This is a genomic window from Gimesia aquarii (assembly GCF_007748175.1).
GTDB lineage: Bacteria > Planctomycetota > Planctomycetia > Planctomycetales > Planctomycetaceae > Gimesia > Gimesia aquarii_A.
Genome location: NZ_CP037422.1, coordinates 2330562 through 2349811 on the forward strand (window position 1 = coordinate 2330562; position 19250 = coordinate 2349811).

Consider the following 19250-nt stretch of genomic DNA (forward strand, 5'->3'; position numbering starts at 1 on the left):
TCTGAAGATCAAATTTGATATCGGACACGTAAACTTACTATAATAGAGCTTTGATAAACTCTTAAAGCTTCTGATTTTCAGAAAATGTCCAAAAGTTTGTATAAGCCTGATTATATAACGTAGTGTGAAACGTCTCTGTGAATGGATTCTGCACTATTGATGAAAGAGTGAAGTGCTGAAAGTCGGTTAATTTTCCTACCTACTAAAAGAGCTCTCAGCATCTCAAACTTATTCATACATCAAAGTTAATTCTTTTTTTGCAGAAATGAGATTCAACCATGTTTATAAAGAGTAGTTTCCGATTTGGTATTCTGGGTTTGATTTTGTTTGTGTTGAGCGGCTCAACTTCCTATGGCCAGGAATGGGCTAAGAAGTTGTTCAACAAGGACAAAATCGACTTCGGTGTCATTGCCCGTGGCTCTGATGCGGAATACCGTCTGAAAATTAAAAATAACCTCGAAAACACTGTCCATATTTCGAATGTACGTACGACGTGCGGTTGCTCTGCCGCAGAACCTTCCAAAAGCACTCTGGCAAGTGGAGAAGAAGGTTATATCGCAGTCAAAATGAATACGACACGCTTTCAAAGGCGTAAAGATTCAAACGTCATCATCACCCTTGATGCTCCGCAGTATGCTGAAGTTCGGATTCCGATTACAGCCTATATCCGTACCGACGTCGTATTTACTCCCGGTGCTGCTAACTTTGGTTCAGTGGAAGTCGGAAAAGGAGCAGAGACAACAGTTGGGTTAGCCTATGCTGGCCGTGATGACTGGGCTATTACCGGCATCGAATCTAAAAATCCTTCGGTCACAGCCAAAGCCGTCGAGACCGCCCGTGGCGGTGGACGCGTGAATTATAACGTGATGCTGAAGCTTGCTCCGGGGACGCCACTCGGACCAATCCGAGAGCAGCTCATTCTCAAAACGAATGATGTGAATTTCAAAACAGTCCCTTTGCTGGTTGAAGCAAAAGTGGAACCAGATATTACCATCACTCCCCAGGTCGTTTCACTGGGTATGATGGTTCCCGGTCAGGAAAAAACTGTGAATGTTGTGATCAGGGGTAAAAAGCCTTTCGAAATCAATAAAATTGAATGTGAATCAGATGATGAAGCATTCAAAATTCGCATGCCCAAAGCAGCCCAGCCGGTTCACGTTTTACCATTGACAATTACTCCGCCGAATAAACCCGGAAATTATTCAGAAGAGTTTACTGTCACAATCGCTGGACGTAATACACCGATTACATTTAAAGCGTATGGTAAAATTTCGGATACGAAAACGAACTGATTCCTACATCAGTTCTTCATTGCGAGAAAAAAGGGTACTCAATAGAGTACCCTTTTTTATTTAATCATTCTCATTCAGGACGATCGCTTTCGGGCTCATTCAACCGGTCCACCACAATTTCCAGCATCAATGGATGTAAGCCCAAATGGGAACAGAGCCGAAATTTGATGCCTGGATATTTAGCAGTAAACTCCTCGCGATACTGCTCTAAATCGTTCTGTACATGCACTCCTGCCGACAAAAAATAAGGTAACATTAGGACCTCATCTACTCCAGCCGCCACACACTGTGCCGCACCATCTGGGATCGTTGGTGTTGTTAACTCAAGATAGGCAATCTTGATCACCGGAAATTGTTCCCGTTCGCGCAACATTTCAGCCAGTTTCACGAGATCCTGATTGGCAGCAGCACGACGACTGCCATGTGCAATCAGGAGAACCGCCTTCGTTCTTGCATCAGACATAGATTCAACCATAATAGAGATAACAATAATACAATTACTGAATGATCGATGAGATTATAGACTTCTCACTCTTCTTGGACACTGTACAACTTAAATTCTGTAAATCCATGAGCAACGACATCATTCAACGGTCTCAAATTCATCTCTATATCGAGTAGCAATCTTGAACAAGCATGAAAACGAAGTGACTCCAGAAAGGCTGGGAGAATATTTGATCGGGAAAAAAATTGGCGCCGGCGGAATGGGGTCAGTTTATCTGGCAACGAATATTCACACTGATCAACAAGTAGCCATTAAAGTACTCCCGAGTGCACTAGCCCGCGAACCTGGTTTTGTCGAGCGATTTCATCGCGAAATTGAAGCGCTGAAAAAAATGCACAACCCGTATGTGATTGAATTTTATGACAGTGGTGTTGACAATGAGATCTACTACTATGTCATGGAATATGTCGAAGGAGAAACATTAACCAAACGACTCCATAGAGAAAAACGGATCGACTGGAAAACCGCGGTTAATATTTCCATCCAGATTTGCTCAGCACTGAAAGCCGCCCATGATGCCGGTATCATCCACCGCGACCTGAAACCTTCTAACTTAATCCTCAAAGAGGATGACAGTGTTAAGCTTGCTGATTTTGGTGTGGCCCAGTTGTTTGCAACAGAAAAGCTCACTGTCACCGGCGGGATTATTGGCACAGCGGAATATATGTCACCCGAACAGGCCGAGGGGAAGCGCGTTACTAAACAGAGTGACTTATACTCTTTGGGTGCGGTCATGTATGTCATGCTGACCGGAAAGCCTCCGTTTAGCGGAAAAACGATGCTGGCCATTATTCAAAAACAAAAATATGGACAGTTTGATCTCCCCGGAAGATATGTCGATGACTTGCCCACCTGGCTCGAAGAGATCGTTTGCCAGCTACTGGAAAAAGATCCCCAGAAACGATTCCCGGATGCTTATGTCCTTTCTCGCCGATTGCAGGAAGTGTTGAACAAATTCGAAATGTCGACCTCTGAAGATACCTACGCCTTCTCGAAAACAAATAACTCTTCAGAGACACCCACCGTGGTTCAATCGGGTTCTGAACCGGAGGCGGGTGCTGGAACCTTGATGCAAGGATTAATGAGGGCACAACTGGAATCGGAAAGCACTGGCTCGCGCCTGAGCCAACTATTTGACAACACTTTTTTCTTACTTGGTCTACTGATATTAGTAATGGTAGGAGGCTATTTCTGGTTCCAGGAACGCGCACTCTCTCCTCAGGAAATGTTCGAACAATCCGAGTTAATCTTGCAACAGCCAGAAAATCCGGAATGGTATACTGCTCGCGATAAATATTTGCTGCCACTTCTGGAATCACATCCCGATGAATGGGGGACACGGGTTGAAGACAGACTTGAACGGATCAAAACCTATGAGCTCAGCACAAAAGCTGGTATCACAGCCAAACGTAGATCACGCTCCGCCCCCCAGAATGAACCACAGCGATTTATGATGCTCGCACAACATTATCTGGAAATCGGTAATAATTCTGAAGCAGAACATATTCTTGCTGCTTTAGTTGATGTACTCAATGAAAATCCTGATCAAAAAGAAATGCGAGATCTTGCCTTACAGATGCTGAACCAACTACGACAAGACTCTCGTAAAAATGCCGAACGATTTGTCATGTTAACGCAAGCCATGGCAAATGCAGATGCGCTTGCTGAAGAAAAAAAGTACAAAGAAGCAGCCGCCCTCTGGAATGCTTTGATTGTTTTATATGAAGAAGACAAAGCAAAAGCAGCACAGGAATTCATAAGACGCGCCAAAGAGAATCTCGCTAATTTACCAGAATTCGATCAGACTGAACAACCTCAATCAGAAGCTCAGAAAGCTAACACACCTGATGAATAATCAAATCAATTTAAAAGAATATATCCGTGAAATTCCCGACTTCCCCAAACCAGGAATTCTCTTTCGAGATATTACGCCCCTACTTGCTGAACCGACTGCATTCCAAGAAGTCATTGATCGCTTGACAGACTACTATCGCGATAAAAAAATTACAGCAGTCCTTGCCGCCGAAGCACGGGGATTCATCTTTGCGGCACCACTCGCATTGGCTTTGGGAGCACGTTTTATTCCCATTCGAAAACCAGGCAAACTTCCCTTTGAAACCAGAGCCTTTCACTATGAACTGGAATACGGTTCGGATTCGTTGGAGATGCACACCGATTCGATTCATACCGATGATCGTGTGCTGATTGTAGACGATCTTCTGGCAACAGGTGGTACGATCTCAGCTTGTATTGAACTTGTGAAACACACCGACGCGGAAGTCGTAGGTTGTGCCTTTCTCATCGAACTCTTATTCTTACAGGCACGTCATAAAATGAATGGTTGCGACGTTTTTTCTCTCATTCAGTATGATTCTGAATAAGAGTCGTTCTACTCAGGAACCCAGATCGCAGTAGAGTTTTGATCATTCGTCTGACTCTCCAGACGTCGCGCCTTGATTCGCACATAAGGCGCGACAAATCGACCGCGATGTCGAAAATGACCAACCGGTGCACTCGGATCTGCTCGACATGGCTCACGTAAATCTTCAATCACAAAACCCTGTCTGCACAACCCCCCTACTAACTGATCCCAGCGATGTAAGTATTCGTTTGCCCCTTCTTCACGATAGGAACGGTCATCTCCTTTCGGCAACGGACCTTGCTGGTAATACTCCAACCCAATCACATAAGAATTCTGCTGGTCCCGATTGGTAATCTGCAAACTGGTGGGGGTTTTATGCTGGCTGATATACAGTCCCCCGGGCCGCATGACACGTGCCACTTCTTGATAAACAGCTTCGAGATCAGGCACATAACAGGTACTCACAGGTTGATGTACAATATCAAACCAGGCATCGTGAAGCTCAGATAAATCATCCATTGATGTTTCCAGAATACGCACGTTAAGCCCTCGCCGTCTCGCTTCCTGTTCATCCAGTTGCAACATCTTGTTACTTAAATCGACAACAGTCACGTGCGCGCCCGCGGATGCATAAAGAATAGACTGCCAGCCACCTCCCGATGCCAGACAGAGCACCTGTTTTCCCTCTACAGATGCAGGCAACCAGCCACGTGAGTCTAAGGCCTTTAAGGGCGCGCGACATTCTTCATCGGTAGCCACCTTGGTAAACTGGCTGCGATTTTCTGCCAACCGATTCCAGGCAGCACGGTTGGTAGGCAGGTGGGACATACGAAAGGCCTCGATTCCATATAGATCGCGTTTAAGATTTCGAAATTATTCCTTACCTTGTGCATCCAGTAAAGAACCTGCAAAGGTCACCAAATCACCTTTTCCACGTGCCACTTTCTGCAAAATATCAAGGCGCTGCGTTTCTCGACATAAGTCGGTAAAAGAAAATGTATTTGGATCTTCAAACTGGCTCAAATGTGTTTCAGCCAGTTCAATTGCCTGATCATTCTGCCCCAGGCGTGTGAGCAGATCGATCAACACATAGGCAATCATCTGCTTATCATCAGCATCTGGTTCGAGCTCCAGCTTCTTTTCAAAATAAGCGATCCCGAGATTACGATCATTCTCATCACCGATTAACGCTTTGAAAAAATGCAGATGAGCAGGATAAAAATCCTCGAACGGAGTTTCCCCAGGATACTGAAACTGCTCATCCAAACGAGAACCATATTCGCAGAGTTCAATGACTTTGGGTAAATTGGAATCATCGTCAGACAAAAGTCTGGCGAAGCGTACAACTGAGTTTAAATGCGATACATCAATATGATAACTGCCCCCTTCGAACATCCAGTCCCGTCCAGCCATCAGTTCTCTCAGGTTATCCGTCGGCTGTGCCATCGGAACTTTTTGCTGGACCTGATACTGCAAAGACTGTACAAGGTCTCCATAAAGTTGGTCGACCAACAGGCGTGCGACTTGCTGTCGACTTTCCGGTTTGAGCTGGGTATTCATTTGATCAAAGACGGTGATTGTGTTACAGATCCCATTAACATTCAGCATGATCTCAAACCCCTTCTCCGGGTTTGCCCCTTCATACACACAAACCTGAATCAGTTCTTCAACTTTATCTTCGGGTACCGTTCGCGGATTAATCTTATTCAAGGCCGAGGCAACCAACTCCGGCTCCTGAATCGTCTGATAATACAACCAGGCATCGGAATACTGTTTTTCTTCAAGGAATAAAGCACCAATCTCACGCGCTGCGTCAATGTAAGCCTGCTCAAATTCTTTTTTGTGCGCTTCGGGAACAGTATCAAATGAGGTTGGTTGTAAGAGTTCAATTCCCAGCGACTGCTTCTTTTTCATCAATAAGGCATCAAACAGGCGATGATAATTTTTTTGCTCAGTTAACGTTTCGATCAACTGTTCGAGCACAGCTTCGGGAGATTGCTGCTGTAATTCTTCCAGGACTGTAAATACATCTTCAGACATGATTTTTCTCTTATTTTTAAATCGTTTCAGTTTTACGGAATTCAGCAAACTATGTTCTGGACGCCTACTATACTGCACAAAACCAGTGCAGCCTGCAAACGAGAGTAGGAAATCTTTCGTACACTCCATTGTAAGAATTCTCGATCGTTCTGAGTACCCTGCCAATCGAGAAAGAGAAGATTCACTGTATTTCGCGTGAGCTATAGCGCGTCCAATTTAACCATAGCATTTTAAAGTGATGATATGAGGTTCAAACAGTCCTGGAGACGCTACAATAAACCTGGATACAGGCTATTCGACAAATAACAGTGGGGATACATCACCATTCTTATCAAACCGGCCGATCACTGATTCGTAATTGGTGTTATGACCTAACACGGCACGTGAATTCTCGCCTTTCTTGAGGCTGCGATAAACTAACAACTGATGTGCACCAATACGTAATCGATGTCCCGAAGCTTCATCCCGAGCCGAAATTTTGCCCCCTTCACTCACAGTCAGACTAGCCCAGTCTGCAGGTTTCCGTTTCAACCCCGGCTCCCAATCGATGATTAACGGCGCATACAGGGCATTTCCGAGAGACGCCTGATGTAATACGAGCTGATTTTGGTCGTCCAGGGTCAGGCTGCCAGGCTGAAAGAAGTCACGTTCTTGTGGCAAACCGATCGGAAAGACACGGGCAGACAAGCCTTTGGTTTTGAGTTGTAATTCATGAGTCCCTTCCTTCAAAGAACCTTTAATGCCGAGAGAAATGGGAATCACAGAACGGTACTCAAGATTTGCTGTTTCTGTTCCTGTGACAATATCGGAAAGAAAAACAAAATGTTGATTACGCGGTAATAAAATTTGTCGCTCCAACTTGTATCCAGACTCCAGATCCATTTGCAGTTCCAGATAATCTGCATCCTCATCCGAATGCCAGCAGATACAACTCCACTCACCATCTCCCGAAATTGCCCGTTCATCAGCGGTGAGTGAAAAATCCCAGTCACCTTCGATTAATAACTTACCTGTTGTTGATAAACTCAATTCAGGTAAGTCGCTATTCCAGGTCGTGACCAGCAAGTTTGACGCGTCAGACCAGTAATTGCGCATGGTGGCAATAGCAGACCAGTCAGACTGATTGGAAGGTTCTTCATCTGTCTGAAAGAAAAACTTTTGACGCTTTTTTCCGGAAGTCAGCGCCTTTAAATATCGACGCTCAACTCCTCTGGCAGGTAAATCCGTGTAATAAGTCGCGAGCGTAAGCAAGAAATAATGCTCGACAGCATGCACAGGACAAAGTGCGATTTTTCCTGAACCGTCACAAAGCATAATCAAATTTTCAACCGACCATTGAAATCGTTCCTGAGCCTCCTGATCCCATACTGACTTTCCCCAGACATGACCGATATACGACGCTCGTGTTAATGCGGCCAACCAGTAATCCAGACGGGCATGGAAGTCCGCATGTGGTGTCCCATCTGTATCAGTTCGATCAAAAAAGCAATCTCGCAGATTCTGCTGCCCTAACTGTCGAAAGTTTTTTGCCCCTGAAATCTCCTGGAAGAGAAACCCTAATCGCCAGGGCAACTCACCGGAAATGAGAATCACTTGATCTTCTGTCGTATCTGAAAAATCAGTCTCTTCAAGATTGAAACAAAGTGAAGCAGCCGCGAACAGACAATGGCGCCAAACCGTAACCAAAGCAGAGGGAGCTAAACAATACCCAACATTCTCCACGACTTCAGTTAAAAGTAATAACTCATATGGCAATAATGGTTCTGAAATGCAAACCTGATCCAACCAGCCCACTAATAAACGGCTGACTTCATCCCAGCTCAATTCAGGTGTTTTTTTACGCTTTGTTTTCTTTGTCCCCTTTATGTTCTTTTCAGATACGTCTCGAATCGACTTGACAAGATTGATTAAATCCGCTGTGCGGCATGTATTCTCAGTCTCATCTTCAGACCAGAGAGCAGCCCAGAGCATCCCTTCAGAGTGTTTACCCCGTCTCTTTTGCTTCGAAATTTCTTTGAGTTGTGAACCTAAGCCCCTGGAAAATCGGTCCAGATCTCCCACTTGCGCAGCTTTCTTCAAATCCCTGGTTGATTTTGACTTCCATTTCACCGTCAGCAGGAATTCTTCATCAGTCAGCGAAAACAGCTGTTGAGGTACCGATTGACCAAATACGATTGACATTGTTTCTTCCATTGATTGTTCCCCAACAATACTTTCGATTTTCGCTCGGAGCACTGATTTAAGACTGGATTGGTGAAGCCGACGCTGACCATGTATCTCAGCAGGTACCGGGATGGAAACCCAGCACGTAGACTGCGACAATTAGAAGATATAGGGTAACCAGATTTCCCATGAAATCAATTGACCCAGCCCCCATTCAACATAACACGCGCAACATGTGACTGTGCATTTAACAAAAGATCACTGCCAGTAGAGGATTTTGAACCGTCGGGCAATTGAACCAAAGCCAAATCAGCCCTTTTTCCAATTGTTAATGAACCGACTTCTTGAGACAGACCTAAAGCGCGTGCCCCAGCCAGGGTGCCACATTCCAAGATTAAATCGGGAGAAATCTCTGAAAAGTTCTCACGTAGAAATTGCAGCTCATTCCAAAGGCTCAAATCCGGGTTGGACGCTCGGCTATCAGTCCCAATTGCCACATTGATGCCTCGCTCGATCATTCTCAGCCAGGGATGAGGGGTGTGACCGAAGTAATGGTGTGTTCTTGGACAATAGACAACCGAAATCTGTGGTGCCTGTCTCAGAAATTCGATGTCAGTTTCACCAAAATAGTTGCCATGAACGGCTAAGGCAGACGTCAATTCTGCCAAAGGGGCCAGATAGTCAAACATCCGCACATCCTCTCTCAAGATGTTTGGATCCCATAGCCCCAGTTCTGTTAACAATTTGACAAAGGGCCCTTGTTTCCGCTCCAGGAAATCCAGTTCTGCTTGTGTCTCTGCCAGATGGACGGCAACAGGTGCCACCTGATTTCGAGCCTCGTTGACAAGACTCAGATATAAATCGGGATGAACGCTGTAAGGCGCATGCGGGCTCAATCCTAACTGTATCAAATGAGACTCAGCCTGATCTGGAATCTCCTCAAAAAACTGATCTGCGATACGTTCCTGTTCTGAAATACGATCGACAGAAAAACCCAGGCACTCTCGAAAGACCACTGCATGGGGTACCTGTTGATTCTGTGCGAACAGATGCAGACTCGCGACACTCGTCGCAATTTCCCCGATACACGTCGTTCCCGATTCCAAACACTCCTGGATGCCTTTTCGAATTTTTGGCTCTATTGAAGTAGAACTTTCAAAGCGCGACTTCATGACCGACTGAATCCAGTCAGTAAAAGGAGCGACCGGGCCTAACGGATTTTCGAGATCGCTGAATTCCAAATGTGTGTGAGCATTTATCAATCCCGGAACGATGGCAGTATTTCCCAAATCAACAGCCTGGGGATGATCACCCGCATAAACGGCGGAAATGTGAGAACCTTCCACTTCTACCACCGCATGTTCAAGCGGTGGTCTTTCCACGGGGAAGACCCAACGTGCTTTTAAGATCTGACGTTCCAAAGTTCTACTTTTGATAAGACGGAATTTGAGTACAGATAGGGAAAAGAATCACGGCATTGTATCAGACCGGTCATGATTTGGAATCAGTTAAACGGCGGTCCAATGTCAAAGGCTGAGTTGTATCAAGGTTTGCAGGGGTCACTGACTGATTTTGAATCCAACGTAACAACACAATCGCAATCAGACCACAAATCAAGAGTAAAGGCCAGGAATATCGTAAACCTTCCGGTTCCATTCGCACAAAATGCTGTAACCCATTTGTGGGAACCCAATTTTCAGGAATTCGTTCTCTGAACACGGAAAGACCGTTGTAAATAAAGTGAAAGACAACTCCTGGCAACAGACTGCGACTGTGAACGGCCATTAATCCCAAGACTAACCCCAGCAAGGTGGCGTTGAATACCTGCTGTGGAATCATATGCATGGCACCAAAAGTCACACTTGACAAAATAATCGCCAGCCAGGCCCGACCACGACGGCCAAATCCACTTAAAATGAACCCACGGAACGCCAATTCTTCACAAATAGCGGGGGCCAATGCAAACGCCATCAACACTAACCAGATCGGTTGGGTTGGATCTGACATTCCCTTGAGAACTGCCACCGTGCCTTCAGGAAGTGCGGGGAAAAACCAATCCAAGCTCACCGCCAACTCGAGCGACAAAGGGTGTAATATGAAAGGCAAACTAATGCCAACCGCTAAAAATCCAAGACTAGGCAAATAGAGTCGGAATGTTTTTCTGACACTAGTGGTCAACATGATCCCCATGATCAAAGCGGGAGTCGCAATGATCGCCAATTGTTGAATCATCAAAAGCTGCATCATCCGCAGGGGGCGTTCTGCTTCGGTTGCAGACTGAATTGCAGCACTCATGCTGTTCATCACACCGAACTGTAACAACATGATGATCACAAAACAGAATCCAGCTTCGGCAAAACTGGGTAATGAGTCCTTGGTTTTCAACAGGTGCCGTAGCCACAAACCGAGTTCAAACCGTTCCGCTTCTCGGAATAGAACATCTTCACGTTGAAATTGATCGATGGCCCACCAAAGTGCCAACAGACTGTAACCGATACTTGTGACTAAAACAGGAATCGCATACACATAAAGAATTCCGGCATTGACTGAAGAGAGGAGCATACCTTTCAAGAGCAATGCGACACCGACAACAGGCATCAAGCTGTAAAACGCATTGATTTCGACGGCCGGTGATAAGCAGAATACCGTCAGCCCCAGTGTGACCATCAATAATGGTGTTAGATAATATTGTCCTTCTTTGCTACTGCGGGCGAAGGTGGCAAACGCGAGACATAGTGCGCTAAACAATGCCGACAGGGGAATCAACAACAGTACGATCCAAAATAAAGCTGAGAAAGATGGGAACGAGAGATCTCCGATCTTGGAAAGCGCCCCTGATCCTGCGAGATTGACCATATGTTTCCCGGTAAACCCCATACTGGCCAGATTCAGCAGAGCTGTGGAGACACTGAAAATCAGAACGGTTAAAAACTTTCCTAACACAATTTCTGTGCGTTTGGCAGGAGAAATCAGTAACGTTTCCATCGTACCACGCTCTTTTTCTCCGGCTCCTAAATCAATCGCCGGATAAAACGCACCTGTGGCTGCCATAATGATTAATAGAGCCGGAAAAAGTTTACTCCAGAGATTCGCCGCCAATTGTTCGTCCTGAGCCAAATCGATGACATCCGGGTTGATGGGTGTTGGTAATGACTCGGGAAGATTAGCTCGATGCAATCGCGCTCTTAGTATCTCTTTCTCCCAGGCCTCTATTGCTTCATCCACACGACGATAGGCAATCATCGATTTTTCGTCTGCGTTGTTCTCTAAAATTAAAGGCCGCAGAGAATCAGCGGGATCAAAGTCAATCGGTTCATGCCGCTCCAGTTTCTCACTAACTCGTTCGATCTCCTGAGAAAGTCCCTTGGGAATCAAAATCAAAACTTGAATCTGACTTTCAGCAAACAATGCACTCAGTCTGGCATTGGTCTCTTCCAACTCCACGATCAGCCGCGCAGCTTTCTGTTTTTCAGTTTTACTGTCGATTTCCTCTAATTCGTCGAGTAATTTCTGATGAGTCTTTAGCACCACTTCCAGTGCATAGGCTTGTTTCAAGATTTCCTGTTGTTGTTCATTTTCAAGAATATTTTCGGATTCCTCAGATTGCTTACTGTCTGTAAAGACGCGTAACTTATCTGCATCAGCGGGAATTCGAAACCAATTCGAAACAAAACGGTCACCGTCTAATAACTGCGGATGCTTTGGCAGATCATCGGCTCCGAGGATGACTACATTACGTGGTTGCTCGGAAAACAGAACGGTCATCTGGACCATGCCGATGCCCATCGCCGGATAGAGTAACAGTGGGAGAATAGCCACCATGAATAGCGTGCGTCGATCTCGCATCTGGTCCCGCAATTCACGCAGCAAAATAAGCTTAATATTCTTCCAGTGTATCATCTGAATTATTGAGCCTTCATCGCCAGTTGGTCTTCATGCTCTTGAATTAAACTGAAGAACAGTTCTTCCATATCCGACTCATGGTACTGTTCTTCGAGTTCCGGAATACTACCGATTGCCAGAATCTTTCCTTTATAGATAACTGCCACCCGATCGCATAATTTTTCGACCTCCCGCATGATGTGAGTCGAAAAGATGATGCACTTACCTTCCTCACGCAATGCTTCGATGGTCTTCAGAACCGCGCGTGCTACCAATACATCGAGTCCCGAAGTTGGTTCATCAAAAATCAGAACCGGCGGATCATGAATGATCGTACGGGCTATAGAAACTTTTTGTTTCATCCCAGTCGACATTTTCGAACCGAGTAGATCCTTGATGTCCTGCATTTGCAGAGTTGTAAAAATACGATCAAGTCGCTCTTGAAGTTTATTCTCTTCAATGTCATACAGACGGCCAAAGTACTCGACCATCTCCCAGGCAGTCATTCGATCATAGATGCCAGTATTACAGGACATAAAGCCAATATGAGTCCGCACATCCTGTGCCTGGGTCACCACATCATAGCCGGCAACAGTCGCAGAACCTGCGGATGGCTGCAAAACAGTACTCAACATACGAAGACAGGTCGTTTTACCGGCACCATTTGGTCCCAGTAAACCAAAGATTTCACCAGCTTGGACATCAAAACTCACAGAATCGAGCGCGACAATACTCCCACGACGCAAATCATCGAAACTCTTGCTCAGCTGCTCGACATGAATCATAGCCGTCCGTTATCCCTGATGCCTACGAAATGAGCGATTGGCTTTTCACCAATACATTGACTTAAGAGGCTTACTTATACGATATTCTTAATAGCAAGCATACCCTATGGGCGCGAATCGGCTTGTTCGAGGTCTGAGTCTGAATGAATTTCTCTTAGTTGAGCACTGGCAGAGGAACGCGACCTGAACCTTTGGCAGGACCATTCGAATCAGGATCATCGATATATTCATAAAAGACATTGCGTTGTCGAGGGATGTATCCCGATTCCGTAATACAGTGTCGAATTGTATCAACTGTCAGATGATGTGTCGTTCCTGCCTGGGAGACGACGTTTTCTTCAATCATCAAACTTCCCATATCATTAGCACCGAAAAACAAAGCCATCTGCCCTGTCTTTTCACCCTGAGTCACCCAGGACGACTGAATATTGGCGAAGTTGTCGAGATAAAGTCGACTAACGGCCTGTGTTTTCAGATACTCAAAGGCTCCCGCGGGAGGCACATACTCCATATCAGTATGATCCGGCTGAAGGGTCCAGCAAATAAATGCAGAGAAACCACCAGTTTCATCCTGTAGTTCGCGTAGGCGATCCAGGTGCTCAATTCGCTCAGCCAATGTTTCGACATGGCCAAACATCATCGTTGCACTCGAAATCCCTCCCAGTTCATGCCAGACACGATTCACCTCCAACCAGCCATCGGTCAACACTTTTCCTCGCGTGATTTTTTTACGCACACGATCAACGAGAATTTCTCCACCACCGCCGGGAAGACTTCCCAAACCGGCAGCCTTCAATCGTTCAAGCACTTGCTGTAAAGAGAGTTTATTGACTTTGGTAAAGTGATATATCTCGGGTGGACTAAAACCATGTATATTCACTGAAGGGAATTTTTCACGTAAATCACGCAAGAGATCCTCATACCATTCCAGCTTTAAGGTCGGATGCAGACCTCCCTGTAGCAGAATCTGGTCGCCTCCTAAAGCAATCGTCTCTTCGATTTTCTGATAGAGCTGCTCGGGCTTGAGAACATAGACTTCGGGATCATTGGGAGTTCGATAAAAGGCACAAAAATCACAGACCGCCGAACAGGAATTCGAATAGTTAATATTACGATCGATGTTATAAGTACGATAAGGCTCCGGGTGCAAACGCTTCGTCACTTCATTGGCAGCACGCCCCAGCGCAATCAGATCATGAGATTCCAATAACTGGAGTCCCTCTTCACGATTCAAACGCTCGCCGGCAACTGCTTTATCCAGCAGAGATGCAATTTCGGAAGACAAGAGGAACCCCCTCGGGAGCAAGTCCCGTTTTAATAGCTAATTCTTGAAATAAACGTAACCCACAACATTCTGCAGGTCCCAGATAAAAACTCAGATTATTTTTCAGATAACTCTGCGCCACAGAAACATCGATTCCTAACTTAGGTGCCTCACGACACGCAATTTCATCTAACAGAGTCACCCCTTTATCACGTGACTGGCATAACGATGTCTCTAGTGAACCTGTCTCTTGGTCTCTGCGAACGGCCCACATGGCAAACACAAAAGGTAAGCCAGTCCAGCGTAACCATTCTTCTCCTAAATCCCAGGTCGATACAAACTTTGTTGACGGTGTATGAATGGCACGATCACCAATCAATAAAATCGCATCCGCGGTTGTTGCTTCGATTGTCTGTTCAATGGGTAGTGGCTCGACTTCAGGAATCACGCCATATTGCTCTGCTAACATTATTCGGACAAGAGTTGCACTCGTCCTTGAGCCCATATCCAATGCCAGTCGCCTGATCTTTCCTAGAGGCACACGACTATACATTTTCACACTCAATACCGGTCCTTGAGTCGCCACGCATGCATTCGAAATCACTTCGTAGTTCGAACTACGAAAAACCTCAATCGAAGGAACTAATCCTACATCAATCCGCCCTGCTGCCAGATCATCAGCCAGCAGGCTGGGATAATCTAACATTAGTTCAGCATTTTCAGCGAGACCTTCCAGATCTTCAATTAAAGGTTTCGAGTTGAGATAGGAGACCGCCCCCACACGTATCGGGGGTGGAACCAAGTCAGACATTATCGTTTGGCTTTCATTTCCAGTTGCATTGTCCAACTTATTATAGCCAGCAATCTTCATCTCGCAATCAGCTCTACTATGGTTGACCAGAGGTAGAACGTACTCTAATGCACATCCTGACCGATGGTGTTACAATTCGTTATAAAACTTGATCTCCGTTATTATATTCTAGCAGTTTGTGCCCTCTCAATCAGGGACTATACCCTTGAAAATTTAAGGACAAGCGAAATTCAGCGGGATGTTTCAGACTGCGTGATCTTATATTTCCATAAGAAAGCACCAAAGGTATGTCAGAAAATAGATGCGTAAAGGTTGGATTCATCGGGGCGGGTCGTATGGCGACAGCTCTGGCAGGAGGGTTAATTTCATCTGGGTTCACAACAGCTGAACATGTATTGGCAAGTGATAAGTTTGAAACCGCTCTCACCGGATTTGCTCAAGAAACGGGTGCGCAAGCCGTCGAATCAAATCTGACCGTAGTTCAACAAGCTGAAGTCATTATTCTGGCGGTGAAACCACAGCAAATGATTGACGTTGTTCAGGAAATTGAAGGCGCTCTCAATACCCAACACCTGATTGTCTCCATCGCTGCAGGCTGTCCACTGTCGTTCTTTCTGGATGAACTTGGAAAAGGCGTACGAATGATTCGAGTTATGCCTAATACCCCCTGCATGGTTCAGCAGGGGGCCTCTGCCTTCTCACGAGGAGGTCAGGCAACTGATGAAGATGCGTGCCTGGTGGAGTCATTGCTTTCGACTGTTGGCACTGCAGTTGAAGTTCCGGAATCCCAACTGGATGCCGTGACTGGGTTATCTGGAAGTGGTCCTGCTTACGTTTATCAAGTGATTGAAGCGCTCAGTGATGGAGGCGTAAGGATGGGACTTCCCCGACACATCGCTACACAACTGGCTGCTCAAACGGTGAAAGGTGCCGCGGAGATGGTTCTTGAAACGGGTGAACATCCTGGTACCCTAAAAGATGCGGTCACCAGTCCCGGCGGCACTACTATTGCCGGCATCCACGAATTAGAAGCCGGTGGTTTAAGACACACTTTGATGAGTGCGGTTAGCGCTGCTACAAACCGATCGATTGAACTCGGTAAAAGCTCTGAATGATCCAAAACTCAATAAACCATTGTTGGGCTTGTGGAGAAGCCTCTCTATCACTGTCGAATTATTTGTCATACCCATTTCATTAATTTTCTTAACGAACTTGCGTTACCTGACTGGTTTTCTCAGAATAAAATGGAACTTCCATTAATTCCCACCTGAAAACATCGGGAGACACAACAATGCTTAACCTATGCGCTTTCCGTTTGTTCGTTTTTTGTTGCCTGCTGATTCCTGCCTCCCACCACCTCAATGCCGCAGAGCAAAATCTGAAAACGTGGCTCGCAAAACCAATTATTGAAAAAGAACTTCCGTGGAAGGAAGTCCAAAAATATATCGCACCTAGGGTCCCTGGAATGCCTGAAATTGACAGTGTGGATGCATGGGAAAAATATATCTCCAAGGTACGTAGTAATGTTTTAAATAAAGTCATATTCCGAGGAGAAGCAGCAAAATGGCGCGATTCAAAACTGAATGTTGTCTGGCTCGAAACCATTTCAGGTGGTCCCGATTACAAAATTCAGAAACTGAGATTCGAAGCAGTGCCCGGCCTTTGGATTCCCGCTCTACTTTATGTTCCGAAACAGCTTAGTGGAAAAGTTCCCGTCGTCATGAATGTCAATGGGCACGATCGGAATGGCAAAGCAGCCGACTACAAACAGGTACGCTGTATCAATCAGGCCAAACGCGGCATGATCGCATTGAACATTGAATGGTTGGGAATGGGACAATTAAATGTGCCCGGCCTGATGCATTATCGCATGAATCAATTGGACCTGTGTGGTACGAGTGGACTCGCGCCATTTTATCTTTCTATGAAACGCGGACTTGACGTCCTGCTTTCACACCCCAATGCAGACCCTGAGCGCGTTGCTGTCGCCGGCCTTTCAGGCGGTGGCTGGCAGACGATCTTCATCAGTTCGCTGGATAAACGCGTGACACTTTCCAATCCGGTTGCCGGCTATTCCAGCTTTTTGACGCGCAACTATCATACAAAAGATCTGGGAGATTCCGAACAGACTCCCAACGATCTGGCGGTGTATGCAGACTACACCCATCTCACAGCCATGCGTGCCCCGCGGCCTACTTTGTTGACCAATAACTCGAAAGACAACTGCTGTTTTGAATCCGGTTATGCACAGCCCCCACTTCTGAAGGCAGCCTTCCCCGTTTACAAACTATATGACAAAGAAAACCATTTACAGTCGCATGTCAACGACGATCCCGGTGATCACAATTTTTTACAGGATAATCGCGAAGCGCTGTACCGGATGTTCTCAGCCTACTTTTCCGAACCAGGTAAGCCACTACCCACTAAGGAATTCGAATGTAGCTCAGAAATAAAATCGGCAGACGAACTCAAAATTGAACTTCCCAAAAATAATGAGACATTTCATTCACTGGCGTTAAGGCTATGCAAAGATCTCCCCCGAAAAGCGGCTTTATCTTCTACAAAGAATCCCAGGAAATTGCTCAAAAAGATTGTGAATTACAAAAAAACACTGGCGACGGGAGAAAAAAACAGTCAAGCGGCGATAGACAATACAACCATTAAATTCTGGAAGTTAAGGATCAATGAAGACTGGACGGTTCCAGCTACAGAGTTTTCGAAAGGCCCCTCTAAATCAACGACAATCGTTGTCGCCGATGAAGGTCGCAAAAGTCTGGCATCAACGGTTGAAAAACTGCTTGCGCAAGGTGAAACGGTTCTGGCCATCGATCCCTTTTATTTTGGGGAGTCAAAAATCAGTCAACGCGATTTCCTGTATGGCCTGTTAGTCGCTTCAGTTGGAGAACGTCCGCTGGGAATCCAGGCGAGTCAGTTAACGGCAATTGCCCGCTGGTTACAAAAGAAACAAAACCAAAATTCCGTTAAAGTTCAAGCAGAAGGACCTCGTAGTAGCCTGTATACTCTTGTCGCGGCTGCCATCGAACCAAAGACCTTTTCTAGTATCAGTTTAAAAGATTCGATGGGCTCACTGAAACAAATCATTGAAGAAAATAAGTCCGTCAACCAGGCACCTGAATTATTCTGTTTCGGATTACTCAAGGCATTCGACATCAAACAACTTGTGGAACTAGCGGGATCAGAAAAAGTCCAATTCATTGAACCAAGCGATCGCGTCAAACAGGAATTGCCTCAAATTCGCGTTAATAAAGATGTCAGCTATCTGGGTAAAGGACGCACTGAAAAACTCGACCTGTATTTACCAGACCCCAAGTTTCAGAAAGGACCTTACCCCGCAATCGTCATTATCCACGGAGGTGGCTGGCACGGCGGTGATAAGGCAGCTCGACGAGAACAAAACATTGGCAACTCACTCGCCAAAGCGGGTTACGTTTGTGCCAGTATCAATTATCAGCTGGCCAAGAAACGATCGAAATTTACAGACAACCTGAAACAAGTTTGGCCTGGGCATCTACAGGATTGTAAAACAGCAGTTCGTTTTTTGCGAAAACATGCAAGCCAGTATCAGATTGACGCCAATCATATCGGAGCCATCGGTGGCTCTGCCGGCGGTCATCTGGTCGCCGTGCTGGCTGTCACCGGTAATGATCCCAAACTAGACCCTCATGAACCCTATGCCGGATTTTCTTCCCGCATTCAAGCCGTTGTTCCCATGTATGGTGCGCATGATCTGATTGCACTGGCCCGATCAAGGGACTTACTCTCTTCATTTTCTGAAGAAGAAAAGCAGATCAGTCAACAGGCCTCGGCAGTCACCCACATTACGAATGATGATCCTCCATTCCTGATCCTGCATGGTACCAAAGATGCTCTGGTTCCTGTTGAGCAATCAGAAATTTTAGCGGCCGCTCTGAAAAAGGGAAATATCCCCGTAGAATTGCTCATCATCGAGGGAGCACCTCATAGCTTTCATCTCCAGCCAAAACAAAAAGACTTACGGCCACCCGTCATCGGATTCTTTGATCGCCACCTGAAACCCTGATTTACCCCGTCCCGCTGGAGTTGACAGCAACCCAACCTCTGATAGAATAGAGAAAAATGTAGCCATGGCTACATTTTAGTTTTATC

The 19250-nt window shown here is 45.9% G+C and carries 14 protein-coding genes; 5 read left to right on the forward strand and 9 right to left on the reverse strand.

The window, feature by feature from the left end; translation table 11 throughout:
• The first annotated feature begins 278 nt into the window (after window positions 1-278).
• Complete coding sequence (locus V202x_RS09230; protein WP_145173374.1) at window positions 279-1292, forward strand: DUF1573 domain-containing protein; 1014 nt, start codon at window positions 279-281, stop codon at window positions 1290-1292.
• Between the two features lie 70 nt (window positions 1293-1362).
• Here V202x_RS09230 and V202x_RS09235 read toward each other — a convergent pair whose 3' ends face one another.
• A complete protein-coding gene (locus V202x_RS09235) occupies window positions 1363-1767 on the reverse strand; it encodes a sirohydrochlorin chelatase (protein ID WP_145173377.1) in 405 nt (134 codons plus the stop codon).
• A gap of 151 nt (window positions 1768-1918) precedes the next feature.
• Between V202x_RS09235 and V202x_RS09240 the strand changes: the two genes are divergently transcribed.
• Together V202x_RS09240 and V202x_RS09245 are read left to right on the forward strand one after the other, a co-directional pair.
• On the forward strand, window positions 1919-3652 hold the full coding sequence (locus V202x_RS09240) for a serine/threonine protein kinase (RefSeq protein WP_145173380.1): 1734 nt from the start codon (window positions 1919-1921) through the stop codon (window positions 3650-3652).
• A complete protein-coding gene (locus tag V202x_RS09245; RefSeq protein ID WP_145173383.1) occupies window positions 3645-4178 on the forward strand; it encodes an adenine phosphoribosyltransferase in 534 nt (177 codons plus the stop codon). Before V202x_RS09240 ends, V202x_RS09245 begins: the two co-directional genes overlap by 8 nt.
• Before the next feature lie 8 nt (window positions 4179-4186).
• Here V202x_RS09245 and V202x_RS09250 read toward each other — a convergent pair whose 3' ends face one another.
• The 8 genes from V202x_RS09250 to V202x_RS09285 form a co-directional block, all read right to left on the reverse strand.
• Window positions 4187-4987, reverse strand: a complete 801-nt coding sequence (locus V202x_RS09250; RefSeq protein WP_145173386.1) for a class I SAM-dependent methyltransferase — start codon at window positions 4985-4987, stop codon at window positions 4187-4189.
• Between the two features lie 45 nt (window positions 4988-5032).
• Window positions 5033-6199, reverse strand: a complete 1167-nt coding sequence (locus V202x_RS09255; RefSeq protein ID WP_145173389.1) for a hypothetical protein — start codon at window positions 6197-6199, stop codon at window positions 5033-5035.
• 291 nt (window positions 6200-6490) lie between these two features.
• Window positions 6491-8380, reverse strand: a complete 1890-nt coding sequence (locus V202x_RS09260; RefSeq protein ID WP_145173392.1) for a hypothetical protein — start codon at window positions 8378-8380, stop codon at window positions 6491-6493.
• Window positions 8381-8556: 176 nt separating this feature from the next.
• On the reverse strand, window positions 8557-9783 hold the full coding sequence (locus tag V202x_RS09265) for an amidohydrolase family protein (protein ID WP_197993308.1): 1227 nt from the start codon (window positions 9781-9783) through the stop codon (window positions 8557-8559).
• Between the two features lie 70 nt (window positions 9784-9853).
• The gene (locus tag V202x_RS09270) at window positions 9854-12262 is read right to left on the reverse strand and encodes an ABC transporter permease subunit/CPBP intramembrane protease (protein ID WP_145173398.1); all 2409 of its coding nucleotides are present in this window, start codon (window positions 12260-12262) and stop codon (window positions 9854-9856) included.
• A gap of 5 nt (window positions 12263-12267) precedes the next feature.
• Window positions 12268-13029, reverse strand: a complete 762-nt coding sequence (locus V202x_RS09275; protein WP_145173401.1) for an ATP-binding cassette domain-containing protein — start codon at window positions 13027-13029, stop codon at window positions 12268-12270.
• Between the two features lie 154 nt (window positions 13030-13183).
• The gene (mqnC, locus tag V202x_RS09280) at window positions 13184-14314 is read right to left on the reverse strand and encodes a cyclic dehypoxanthinyl futalosine synthase (RefSeq protein ID WP_145173404.1); all 1131 of its coding nucleotides are present in this window, start codon (window positions 14312-14314) and stop codon (window positions 13184-13186) included.
• On the reverse strand, window positions 14283-15104 hold the full coding sequence (locus V202x_RS09285) for a menaquinone biosynthetic enzyme MqnA/MqnD family protein (RefSeq protein WP_232098922.1): 822 nt from the start codon (window positions 15102-15104) through the stop codon (window positions 14283-14285). Before V202x_RS09285 ends, mqnC begins: the two co-directional genes overlap by 32 nt.
• Window positions 15105-15391: 287 nt before the next feature.
• On the opposite strand from V202x_RS09285, the gene proC reads away from it, so the two are divergent.
• Together proC and V202x_RS09295 are read left to right on the forward strand one after the other, a co-directional pair.
• Window positions 15392-16219: a pyrroline-5-carboxylate reductase gene (gene proC, locus V202x_RS09290; RefSeq protein WP_145173410.1), complete on the forward strand. Its 828-nt coding sequence runs from the start codon at window positions 15392-15394 to the stop codon at window positions 16217-16219.
• 176 nt (window positions 16220-16395) lie between these two features.
• Complete coding sequence (locus V202x_RS09295; protein WP_145173413.1) at window positions 16396-19164, forward strand: prolyl oligopeptidase family serine peptidase; 2769 nt, start codon at window positions 16396-16398, stop codon at window positions 19162-19164.
• Window positions 19165-19250 lie beyond the last annotated feature (86 nt).